Source organism: Deltaproteobacteria bacterium, assembly GCA_016874775.1.
Classification (GTDB): Bacteria; Desulfobacterota; Binatia; order Bin18; family Bin18; genus VGTJ01.
This window is the reverse complement of record VGTJ01000184.1, coordinates 1-11,687: the sequence shown is the minus strand read 5'-3', so window position 1 is coordinate 11,687 and position 11,687 is coordinate 1. Positions and strand designations below refer to the sequence as shown.

Annotated in this window: 8 protein-coding genes; 3 read left to right on the top strand and 5 right to left on the bottom strand. The window is 53.5% G+C overall.

Annotated elements, in window-relative coordinates; genetic code table 11:
• Window positions 1-42 precede the first annotated feature (42 nt).
• Both FJ147_23705 and moaC read right to left on the bottom strand, forming a co-directional pair.
• Window positions 43-792 (bottom strand): class I SAM-dependent rRNA methyltransferase, encoded by a 750-nt coding sequence (locus tag FJ147_23705; GenBank protein MBM4258896.1) that lies wholly within the window; start codon window positions 790-792, stop codon window positions 43-45.
• The gene (moaC, locus tag FJ147_23700; GenBank protein MBM4258895.1) at window positions 789-1,268 is read right to left on the bottom strand and encodes a cyclic pyranopterin monophosphate synthase MoaC; all 480 of its coding nucleotides are present in this window, start codon (window positions 1,266-1,268) and stop codon (window positions 789-791) included. The genes FJ147_23705 and moaC overlap by 4 nt, the downstream gene beginning before the upstream one ends.
• A gap of 106 nt (window positions 1,269-1,374) precedes the next feature.
• Here moaC and trxB point away from each other — a divergent pair, with 106 nt between their 5' ends.
• Complete coding sequence (trxB, locus tag FJ147_23695; protein MBM4258894.1) at window positions 1,375-2,328, top strand: thioredoxin-disulfide reductase; 954 nt, start codon at window positions 1,375-1,377, stop codon at window positions 2,326-2,328.
• Between the two features lie 56 nt (window positions 2,329-2,384).
• On the opposite strand, the gene FJ147_23690 is transcribed toward trxB, so the two are convergent.
• From FJ147_23690 to FJ147_23680, 3 genes are all read right to left on the bottom strand, one after another.
• Window positions 2,385-4,439, bottom strand: coding sequence for a HAMP domain-containing protein (locus FJ147_23690; GenBank protein MBM4258893.1), 2,055 nt, complete (start codon window positions 4,437-4,439; stop codon window positions 2,385-2,387).
• A 214-nt stretch (window positions 4,440-4,653) separates the two neighbouring features.
• Window positions 4,654-5,703 (bottom strand): LLM class flavin-dependent oxidoreductase, encoded by a 1,050-nt coding sequence (locus FJ147_23685; protein MBM4258892.1) that lies wholly within the window; start codon window positions 5,701-5,703, stop codon window positions 4,654-4,656.
• 96 nt (window positions 5,704-5,799) lie between these two features.
• Complete coding sequence (locus FJ147_23680) at window positions 5,800-7,119, bottom strand: twin-arginine translocation signal domain-containing protein (GenBank protein MBM4258891.1); 1,320 nt, start codon at window positions 7,117-7,119, stop codon at window positions 5,800-5,802.
• A gap of 692 nt (window positions 7,120-7,811) precedes the next feature.
• Here FJ147_23680 and FJ147_23675 point away from each other — a divergent pair.
• Together FJ147_23675 and FJ147_23670 are read left to right on the top strand one after the other, a co-directional pair.
• Complete coding sequence (locus FJ147_23675; protein MBM4258890.1) at window positions 7,812-8,654, top strand: caspase family protein; 843 nt, start codon at window positions 7,812-7,814, stop codon at window positions 8,652-8,654.
• A 75-nt stretch (window positions 8,655-8,729) separates the two neighbouring features.
• Window positions 8,730-11,480: a hypothetical protein gene (locus FJ147_23670; protein ID MBM4258889.1), complete on the top strand. Its 2,751-nt coding sequence runs from the start codon at window positions 8,730-8,732 to the stop codon at window positions 11,478-11,480.
• The last annotated feature ends 207 nt before the right edge of the window (window positions 11,481-11,687 follow it).

Here is an 11,687-nt window from a genome sequence, read left to right as displayed (position 1 = left end):
AAGGCCTACAGGTCTCCGACGATGAGTTTCAAGCGCTCAATATCAAACCCGGTAAGTTTCATGGCGATTGGAACTATACGCTTCTTCCTCGCTCTTAATCGGTAACTTAATTCTTGCCCATGCCTTAAGGACGGTCTTGCCGCGGGCGACAGTCCCAACCAGCGTGCGATTCTCGCGTTGGTCGAGAAAGAAGCCCGTCTTTTGCCCTCCTTGCAGGTGGACGACAAAGCGATACCCACACTCTTCAATAGTAACCAATGGGGGTGGCTCTTTTCCCCAGAGAACTCCGGTGACGTTCTCAAGACCTTCTTCTTTGCGTACGCCTCCTTCGCTTTTTTCGTACACTCCATGGGGAGCAAGCAGTGACACCAAGGTTTCGACAATCAACGACTTCAGTCGCTCTACTCCCGCGGTCAGAAACTGGCAGACGATGAAATCGCCGTACACATCGACGACCAACCCAGGGAAGAAGTCACCTTCGCCATTGACTAAGCGATAGCCGGTCGTTTGCGCTGGTAAGATCGATTTCCGTAAGGTCAACGCTGATGAAAGTCGGCGCTGAATAAACTGCGCGTCGATTGCTTCATGCGCAGACGTCAATATGCGAATCGCAATCGAACAACGCGGATTACAATAACCAACGCCGAGTGATTGCCCTTCGGTGGTGAGAATATGGACTAACGATCCAGGGGTGATTTCTCCGGGGATCGTTGCAAGAGCGCCAGAGAAGATCCACGGATGGCCCGCGCGAATCGGACCTTCACGGCCACGTTTCAAGCGTACGGTAATCATGCGGGTCTTTGATAGGTGCCACTTTTTCCGCCGGTCTTTTTCTGCAGACAGACGTCCGATATGACCATGCTTTTATCCGCCGCTTTGCACATGTCATACACTGTGAGTGCAGCAACGGAAACGGCGGTGAGCGCCTCCATTTCCACACCCGTTTTCCCTTCGACTTTGACATGGGCTTCGATCGCAATCGTCCCCCGTTGGTCATCTGGCGTAAAGTCGATAGTGACCGACGTAATAGCCAGGGGGTGACAGAGGGGGATCAATTCCGGCGTTTTCTTTGCTGCCATGATCCCCGCTACTCGTGCAACGGCGAGGACATCCCCTTTGGGTATCTGTCCGGTGACAATCATGCGCAGCACTTCGGGTTGCATCTGTACGATGCCAGTGGCAACCGCTTCGCGTGAGGTGATGGGTTTGTCGGCAACCTCGACCATCTGCGCGCGGCCGTGTGCATCAATGTGACTGAGTTTACTCATAACGACCTCATTGTTTGATTACGGCCGTACCCTATATGACAAAAGGGGGTTCATTCTAGAGGGCGGAGAACGTAAAACAGGGACAAAGAGCACGAGGAGAAGCGTTGTGGCAGAAAACCAGACATCACAGCATAAAATCATCATCTTGGGTTCAGGACCAGCAGGGTTGACCGCGGCCCTCTATGCGGCACGAGCGAACCTGCAGCCGTTGGTGATTGAGGGAACGCAGCCGGGTGGGCAACTGACGATCACGACCGACGTAGAAAACTTCCCAGGCTTTCCGCAGGGGATTATGGGGCCAGAACTGATGGACCTCATTAAGCAGCAGGCTCTCCGTTTCGGTGCGCGATGTGAATTCACCATCGTGGCGAAAGTGGATCTCTCTCGACGGCCCTTTGTGATTACCGACGAGACAACGACCTACACGGCTGATGCCCTGATCATTGCTACTGGAGCGACCTCGAAATGGCTGGGATTGGAGTCAGAGAAACGACTGATCGGCTACGGGGTTTCTGCTTGTGCTACGTGTGATGGCTTCTTCTTTCAAGACAAAGAAGTCCTGGTCATCGGTGGTGGCGATACGGCAATGGAAGAGTCTCATTTCTTGACTCGTTTTGCCAGGAAAGTCACCCTCATCCACCGTCGGGATCAGCTACGCGCTTCGAAGATTATGCAAGAGCGAGCGCGCAAGAATCCCAAGATTCATTTTATCTGGGATTCCGAGGTCGACGAGATTTATGGTGAGGCGAAAGCCGAGAGTGGCGTGACTGGCGTACGGCTCAGAAATCTCAAAACCAATCAGCTCAGTGATATCACCTGTGATGGTGTCTTTGTTGCAATTGGCCATTCGCCCAATACTGAACTGTTTCGTGAGCAACTCGAGATGGACGAAGTGGGATATTTGCTGACGAAACCTGGCGCAACGACAACCAAGATCGCTGGAGTTTTTGCGTGTGGAGATGTTGTCGACAGAGTCTATCGGCAGGCGATTACCGCCGCAGGGACTGGTTGCATGGCCGCCATAGATGCAGAACGATTTCTGGAGGGAGAGGGAGCGTAAAAAGAGGTCCTGGCTCTCGGTTTGTTACACCATCTGCAAGGGTAAGCGGTGGGGCTTTACTTCTCCGTAACGGCGGTTCTGTACTGTTCCGTCAGCTCTTTGAGCGTGGAGCCGACGACATAGAGGTTCCGCGATTCATGGTCGATGCGTTTCATTCCGTCGGTATTCTGTGTGGCTGCCTGGCGGATGCTTTCGATTGCCAAGACGACTTGATCCATGCCTATCAACTGCTGGTGACTGGTGGCGGCGATTTGCGTCATGGCTTGTGCTGCTTCGACAATACTTTGTGAAAGGGCGCGAATGGACTCTCCGGCGTCAATGGACTGTTTCACCCCCGTCTCGGCGGCTTTTGCTCCTTGTTCGGTGACCGTGATAGCGGTGGCGACTGCTTGTTGAATCTCACCCAACAGCACGCGCACCTGTGTCGTTGCGGTCTTGGATTGTGCGGCGAGGTGCTTCACTTCCTGTGCGACGACTCCGAAGCCTTTCCCTTGCTCCCCGGCTTTGGCGGCTTCAATCGCGGCATTGACTGATAAGAGATTGGATTGCTCGGCGAGTTCGCTCACGGACGTGATGATGGCACTGATCGCTTGGCTCTGTTCACTCAAAGCGACGACACTCTGGGCGATCGATTCCATTTGTTCGCGCACCCGATGCATACCGGCAATGGCATCTTCGACTGCCTGTCGCCCACGCTGTGAAATCTGCACGGTGAGCTGCGTGCTGCCGGAGACCTCATTGGCGCGCTGCTCGACTATGTACGCACTCTGTTTCGTTTCCTCGGCGGTGGCGGACATTTGTGTGACGGCACTGGCTGCCTCGGAGACGTTGGTTGTGACCTGTGAGGCAAGTGTCATGATATTGTGAATGGCCGAGGCGAGAATCGTTGCTCCTTCCTGCATGCGACTATTCATCGTATGCAGATTTGTGACCATACGCTGGAAGCTGAGCGAGAGTACATCGTGGGAAGAATGCGGACGGATACTAACAGTGAGATCTCCACGGCTAATCTGGTCTGCGGCGTTGGCAACACCGCGAATGTACTCAACCAGTCGCTGAAACGATGACGCCAGCATGCCAATCTCGTCTCCTGAGCGATAGGTAATCACTTGATCAATATCGCCGACGGCGAGTTTGTTGGCTGCACGGGCCATTTCGGCAATGGGCCGCGTAATACTCTGGGTAAAGAAGAAGGGAAGGGTAACTCCGAGTCCAAGGCTCCCACACAAGACGACGATCATCAACCAACGCGAACGACTTGTTTGCTGGGCAACATCGGAGATCATACTTTGCAACGTGGCCCAGCTCGCGGTGGCTATGTTGGTTGCTTGTAGCCGCATCTGTTCGGGAAGGAGGGCGAGGTGGTCTTTTTCTTCGCGGCGGGCTTGGTGGGCGACGAAATGAAAATGTGTCAGGGTTGACACGAATTTATTGACTTCAAGGGAGGCATTCGCGCGAGTCTCTTCTAGAGCCGCGGTGAGAAAGGGCATTTTGCCGTTGAGAAAATTCTCGACAATATCGAGGCTCCGAGAGACTTCCAGCAGATCCTGGTCGTCGAACGAGTAAAAGTATGTGTTGAGATGTAATTGAGCGGTCATGAAAAACAGAAATGGCTGCACCACTTCATTACGGCCGGGGTGAGCAGAAAACAATTGCCGTAGCAGCGTTTCAATCGTCTCGACATCTTTCAAGATGCTCATCTGTTTGACGATGCGCTCATCAATGCGTGCGGTATTGAGGTCAAACTGCTGACGGTAGGTATGGGCGATGGTTCGCAGCTCTGAGAACAACGAACTGGTACTTGATTCGTTGGCTGCACGGCCCTTCGCTGCTTGGAGTTTTTCGTTCAGTGTATCGAGCCGCGAGAGCGTTTCCCTGCGATCCTCTGACCCGCCAAGATCCATGAAGCGATGCCCGTGATAACGAATCAAATCAGTATCCTGGAGCAATTCCTCGGCGATTTGGAGCTGGTGAACCGCTGCTGTTGTCGTTTGTCCGACATGTGAATGCAAGCGTGCGAACTGGTAAAGTGCAACGCCACCGCCCAAGACCATCAAGATGTTAAGAGACAGGAACGCCAACAGTAATTTTTGTTTCAGCGTAAACGTCATATGTCCTCAGGAGTTGAGCGAACTTTGGCTCACCGAGGGAAAAAGTGCGCGGGTGCGGCTGAATAATCCTGAAACCCTACGGTTTCCGATCGGGCGATGACTCGGGTGTGTCCGTCTGCTCAGGTAGTGTGCCCCCCAAGACCTCTTTTCCTACTCATGTCAGGTATCGGGGGTAACGCTTTCCGGCTTTAATGGGGGTGGGCGTGACTGAGAATTACGCTTCTACTCGTGGAATAACTTCTTTCACCAGGAGTTCTAATGACCGCAGCACGTGCGCATGAGACTGTCCGGGAAACTGCATCCGTAAGATCATAATGTCGATTTTTGCTTCGTTTTTGAAGCGACGGAGTTCCCGTGCGCAGAATTCTGGATCACCAATAATGTGGCGGTCTTTGCGATAGTTTTCGGACGCGAAATACGGATCGTTGGGGTCCGTGACGCGCCGCTGCGAACCATCTGGATTAGTATCGAAAAACGGGATCCAGGGTGGGCAATAGACTTTACGATAGACATGTAAGAAGTGCGGTTTCACTTCTTCCCAGGCGCGTTTACTATCCTCAGCAACATAAAATTCACGGATTAAGGCGCGGGGAAACTGCGCAGGATCGTGGCCAAAATCCTGGAGCGCCTGTGTGTAGTCGCCAAACTCTGCCTTGGTTTCTTCAAGGTTGGTAATGAGAGAGACGAGCAGCGGCAATCCACGCTCTGCCACTCGCCGTCGCGCGGCTGGAGTTCCTGCTCCCGACCACAGTGGCGTGGGTTTTTGCACTGGCGTTGGTGTGAGGCGTGCTTCATTCACTTGATAATGTTTACCGCTAAAGCTAAAGCGCTCACCGCTCCACGCCTTGCGAATGATCTCGATCCCTTCATTGGTCATCGATACGCGCTGTTTTCGGTTCAGACCAAACCCGGTGAATTCGTGGGGTCGGTAGCCACGTCCAATGCCCAACTCAAACCGTCCACTAGAGAGGACATCAAGCACAGCCGCATCTTCGGCGAGCTTGAGTGGATGACCATAGAAGGGGAGTAGAACGACTCCTTGGCCGATGCGAATCTTCTTTGTCCGCCCAGCGATGGCCGCGGCAGCGATCATCGGTGATGGACAATAGGCATCATCCATAAAGTGGTGTTCGGTGAGCCACACTTGGGACAGGCCAAGTTCATCAGCGCGTTGAATCTGATCCAACGCCTCGGCGTAGACCTGTTGTGGAGTGACGCCGAATTCTGGCGGTGCTTGGAGACTGTAGAATACCGCATACTTCATAATAAATTGTTTCTTCAAGAAGAATGGAATGCGTGATTCGTAATTCGTAAAAATGTGGGGCTGGGTGGTTACGTATTACGCTTTACGTATTACGTCCTAAATCTCTATACTCACATCTTTCCCTGGCACCCGCAGCATACGATGGGCGTGAAGCATCTTCTCTCGCACTGGCAATCCAAATGGGCAAGCCCTATCACACGTAGTGTTGCAGGACACACACTGCGATGCATTCTGTAAGGAAGGAATCTTTGCGTATGCTTCCATGCCTATACGTTGCTGACCATAATTTTCATAGTACATCGCGTAACGAAGAATGTCGTTGACCGGCACTGCGGACGGACATGACGACAAGCACGCGCCGCAACCGGGCCGGCAATAGTCGTTGCTGACCAACCGGTCGTACTTCTCTAGCAACTCGACATCCGACTTCTGTAGCGGCTGACCTGAGGCGTAGAGATATTCGTCGATCTGAGAAAGCGAGTTGATCGAAACCACCAGGCCGCTCACGTCGCTGTTCGACAGCACCCATTTGAAGGCTGCTTGCGAAAATGACTCGCGCTCGGTTGGCGTGAAGTCAGAAAGCGCGGTGTGTTGTGCGCCTTTCAGTGTTTTCATCGCTACGACGCCGACTCCTTTTTTCTTCGCATCGGCAAAGATGGTCGTCAGTTCTGGCCAGTTTTTGGAATTATAAGCGACCATGATGACATCAAACCGCCCGGAATCGACGGCATGTCGCATCACTTTTTCAAGATCTGGTGTATGTGACGATACCCCGAGATAGCGCAGCTTTCCTTGCTCCTTCAGGCGATCGAACGCCTCGTGAATATTGGGATTCATCAAGCGCTCAATCGAATTGACGGCATGAATGTGAGCCAGGTCGAGATAGTCTGTACCTAAACGTTTCAGACTGTCCTCGACTGTCGCGATGACCTCCTTGACTGGAGTGTCATTGCTGAGGTGACCATTGGCGGTACAAAATTTCGATGCAATGAACAGCTTATCGCGGGCGTGGCCTTTGATACCTTCACCAAGTGTTTGTTCGGAGACGGTATCAGAGTAATCCGGAGAGGTATCGAAGTAGGTAATGCCGCGCTCAAGTGCACGTTTGACCACGGCAACATTGTTGAGACTCGCACAGCCAAAAGAGATATCCGACATCTCCATTTGCGTACGCCCGAGTGGGCGGTAACTGCGAATGTGAGCTTCTTGCCAGTCTGGGCTTTTTTCTGCGGCTTCTTTGGGAGCGCCTCTCACGAGGAAGATCTGACTTTGATATTTACAGCCCGCAGCAAGAGCAGCGCTGCCCCCAGCAACTCCAAGGGCGGCGTTACGGAGAAAACGGCGACGACTTGGGTGCGGCGTGGTGGACGATTCTTCGATGACCCGTTCGGGTGCCTCTGAGGGTTTCTTAGCCACGATAATCCTCCCCTATGCGATTTGCATTAGCGAATACCAGTGAGCGTGGGCTTTGTCGATTACCAGTGAAAACCCATGCTTATGAACTTTGATAATCAAAATCGGTAATGAGACATACCGTGTCTTGTGCTCCTCGGTGTGTAGGGGCGACCGGCCGGTCGCCCCTACAGACGCATCGACTATTACCGAATTTGAGCGTCAAAACTCATTAGCAAAGCTGCGGTACGGTGTCCGTCACGTCCAGTGCGAGAGCAGGATCAGTTCCTCATACGCAGGAGACCTTATGGAAGCAGAAACCAGATTCGCTGGTTTGGTAGGTGGACCTCTGGCTTGCTGAGGTGCTCACGTTAACGGACCGCTTTGCCCATGAGCCGAGGCTGGGAGTAAAGAGGCACAAGGAGCACGTGTGTCAAGTCTTTTTGCCTGTCAACAAGAATTGACAGTTTCTCTCAAGGTCTCGTTTCCAGAAGTGAAATTGTGCTTACTGCGCCTCTGGTGTCAATCTTAGTAGCTCAGGTCTTTTTCGTCTGGATTAATTTCTGACGCTGCGAGCGTATTCTTGTTGCCCTTTTTCTTCTGTAACTTATGGTCTAGTTTTTGCCATATGTTTTGATGATGGCACAAGTCATCATAGAATTTCCCTGCTTCATGTTCGCTGTCCGAGATCACTAAACGAAAAAGAGGAACATATCATGGCAAAGAGTGCACTCTGCATCGGTATTAATAACTATCCTGGGACACACATGGATCTTGCGGGTTGTGTGAATGATGCGAAGGACTGGGCTGCCGAACTTGCCGCACGCGGGTTTACCGTGGCGAAATTGCTGGACGCAGAAGCGACCAAGGCGGCCATGGTCGCAGGCTTCAAATCGGTGATTACTGCGGCGGCGAGTGATGATGTCGTCGTCATTACGTTTTCTGGCCATGGTACGTATGTGCCAGATATCAATGGTGACGAAGTCGACGGCCTCGACGAGGCGCTGTGCCCGTATGATATTCAGACCAACAATGCCCCGCTTACTGACGACGAGATCCATGAGCTTCTTGCTGCCCGCAAACCCGGTGTGCGGTTGGTTCTGATCGCCGACAGTTGTCACTCTGGTACGGTCACTCGTGCTGCTGCACCTGACCCAGAGGCTGATGATGTGCCGCGCCCTCGCTTTATGCCGATGGGAAACTGGTTACCTGAAAATCAACTTCCTAAGGGTGCAAGCGGGAAGCCTCTGTCTTCTGTGTCAGTGACGGCCCCTGCCTCGGCTTTCACCAGTGCGTTGTCTCGGACGGCGGGTGATCTTTTGCTCTCGGGGTGCAAGGAAGGTCCGAACAATTTCAGTTATGACGCTCGTATCAACGGCCGTCCAACTGGCGCCTTTACCTATTATGCGCTCAAGGCACTGAAGACACTGAAAGCGGATGCAACGTATGCTAATTGGCACGCTGCGATCACTCCTATGTATTTGCCGTCGGTGCAGTACCCACAAAGCCCGCAGATCGTCGGCAGTGCCTCAGCGCGTAAGAGGAAGGTGTTCGCCTAGTCGGATTTCCAGATGTGCACGCCTGACCTTTTCCTTTGGGGAGAGGGAGCAACATAACCAACAGTAGGAGATGCCGTGGCCGAAACCACCATTTCTCTGAAAGTAACCGGCCGCGAGGTGACTCCTACGCTGCCATCATTCCTTCGACCTACAACCCGTTCGGCTGGGCAGGCCGATGATTCCTGTCTCCCGCAGTCGTACCTGAGAGCTACGCGCAGTTTCGATGTCAGTCCCAGCGCTCGTAGCTCGACGGATGGAGTTGCTGAGAAGCAGTACCAGGCTCGACCCGATGAAATCATCGTGCTGGAACTCAGTGATGGCAGTACGCTGATCACCAGCGCTGCGCGGCTCCGCGAGACCTTGTTACAGACCCATCCTGAACTGCTTGGCCCGAACGATGAAATTCTCTTGGAGAAGCTGCGTGCCGAGGGCGCGGTTGCTCGGCGAGATCTTGGTGAAGCCATAGGTGGGCTCGTCAATAAGGTCTTTACGTTCGTAGTCGGTGAGACCCCAGATCCGATCATTGACGCAGCATTAAAAAAACTCAAAGAGTTGACGACAGGTAAGCTGGCTGATGCAGCCGAACTCGGAGTGACATGGACAGGCACGAAGGCTTTGATGTGGGCCATAGAAAATCAACTCACGCAAAAGCCGGGATTATATCGCTGGGAAGGTGCTACTGAGTTGCGACCGCTGGCAGCGGATTTTCGCAACCAGGTACCGATCGATCCGCAAACCGGTGCCCCAGCACCAATGCTGATCTTTATCCACGGTACAGGATCAAGCACCTTTGGGAGCTTTGGAGAACTGCGAAAAGACAACCGCGATGTCTGGGCTGCGTTAGAAGACCGCTTCTCTGATCGTATCTTTGCCCTTGAACATCGGACGATGTCGCAAAGTCCAATCGACAATGCGCTTGATCTTGTTGAGTCGCTCCCTCCCGGTGCCCATATTAGCTTGGTATCGCATTCACGCGGTGGTTTGGTTGCTGATTTGCTGTGTCTCAAGGATTTTGACGCGCTCATTGATGACTTCTGCTATGCCTTTGACGGAACTGGTGATGCTGATCCCGAGGAATCCGAACGTGTCCGCAAAGAGCTTGAGGACGCTCATGCCGAGCACCGGGCACAACTGCGGAAACTTGCGGCCAAGCTGCGCGAACGCAAAATCGTGGTACAACGCTATGTTCGCGTTGCCTGTCCTGCCAACGGCACCAAGCTCGCCAGCGGCAACTTCGACCTCTTTCTCTCTAGCCTTCTGACCCTCGTTGGTCAGGTGCCGTTCTTCTTTGGGAATCCCGTCTATTCAGCCTTCAAACGGGTGGTGATTGAAATCGCTAAGAACCGTACCAATGCCCATTTGGTTCCTGGTATTGAAGCGATGTTGCCCGACTCGCCGATGACGCGCTTCCTCCGTGATGCGGCACTACAAAGCGAGATCCTCATGTCAGTTATTGCCGGTGACATTGAGGGAGGGAACCTCCTCAAGCGCCTAGCGGTCAAACTGGCCGATTTTCTCTTCTTCGAGAATGAAGCCAACGATTTGGTAGTCGATACCGCGGCTATGCTTGCTGGAGTGGCGACGAAAGCGAACGCGCGCGTGCTGTTCGATCGTGGCGCCGATGTGTCTCATTTTCGCTATTTCGAGAACTTCGATACGCGTACCGCACTTCGCGATTGGCTGGTCACCGACACGCCAACAGAAATTCCCGGGTTCATAACCTTGCCTGGTCTTGAGGACCTTGAGGCGGCACTCGTTGCCGCGACACGTGCAGTGATCGATGTCGACCGGCCGGTCGTTGTGGTGTTACCCGGTATCATGGGGTCACACTTACAGGTTGGGAAGAGCGATCGCGTATGGTTCGATCCTCTTGATATTGCCGCCGGTGGTCTAGCGAAGATTGCGTGGGGAAAGATAGGAGTAGAAGCGGAAGATCTGTTTTCGCTCAGCTACGGCAAGTTGTGTAAAACCCTCGAGCGTACTCACCGTGTCGAACGTTTTGCGTATGATTGGCGTCAGCCACTCGACGTACTGGCTGAGCGGCTGGGCAGTTTCCTTGACCAGTTAATGAAAGAGACGCAGCAACCTATCCGGCTGTTAGCACACAGCATGGGTGGGCTAGTCGTGCGAGCCTGTATCCACCGGCGTCGTGCGGTGATGGATGCGTTAATGGCACGAGAGGGTGCGCGTTTCATCATGCTGGGGACACCAAACCAAGGCGCACACTCAATGGTCGAGAACATGATCGGAAAGGGGGATACCTTACGCACGCTGGTGCGGCTGGACCTGAAACACGACATGCAGGAGGTGCTCGATATTGTGGCTGGGTTCCGTGGTGCATTGCAGTTGCTGCCGAAACCTGGCTTTACCGATACATTCCAAGGTCAGCCGGATGGTGGTGGCGTATTTGACTATCAGAAAGCCCAGACCTGGGCCGACTTCAAGGAACTGGTGCGCGATTTCTGGTTTGGTGACAAACGGTGTGCCACCCCTAACCAGCAGGTCCTTGATGCTTCCAGTTGGCTCTGGGCGCAAGACGGTAATCTGAACCCATCATTGCCAGAAGCGTATGAGCATAAGAGTGTGTACGTCTTCGGTATCGCGCCCAATACTCCCTGCGGAGTGCGTAAGGAAAAAGTGCGCGAGAGTTTTCGCCTGAAGATGGTGGGAACCTCTCTCGGTGATGGGACTGTGACGTGGGATTCGGGGCGCATCGATGGCATCGGCAATTATTATTATATGCCAGCGATCCACGGCGATCTGGCATCTACCGAGGAACACTTTCCTGCCATCGTTGACTTGTTGGTCTCAGAAAGTGTTTTTTAATTCGTATTTTCCGTCGTCACCATCCGCAGCGTGCGCCGGATACTGGCCAAGTACACCATAGCGTCACTGGAAACGGTGGTATGTTCGAAGTCCCGACACAAGCGCCGCTAGCGCCCCAGCCAACCGAAGGACCGCTCCACCACCCAGCGGCGGGGCAACACGGTAAAGCCTTTGGCGTCTGCCGAACGGCGCACCACCTCCAAGCGC

Bases quoted from the DNA above. Each gene is read 5' to 3' on its own strand.
- FJ147_23705 (MBM4258896.1), bottom strand. From the start codon at position 792: ATGATTACCGTACGCTTGAAACGTGGCCGTGAAGGTCCGATTCGCGCG.
- moaC (MBM4258895.1), bottom strand. From the start codon at position 1,268: ATGAGTAAACTCAGTCACATTGATGCACACGGCCGCGCGCAGATGGTC.
- FJ147_23690 (MBM4258893.1), bottom strand. From the start codon at position 4,439: ATGACGTTTACGCTGAAACAAAAATTACTGTTGGCGTTCCTGTCTCTT.
- FJ147_23685 (MBM4258892.1), bottom strand. From the start codon at position 5,703: ATGAAGTATGCGGTATTCTACAGTCTCCAAGCACCGCCAGAATTCGGC.
- FJ147_23675 (MBM4258890.1), top strand. From the start codon at position 7,812: ATGGCAAAGAGTGCACTCTGCATCGGTATTAATAACTATCCTGGGACA.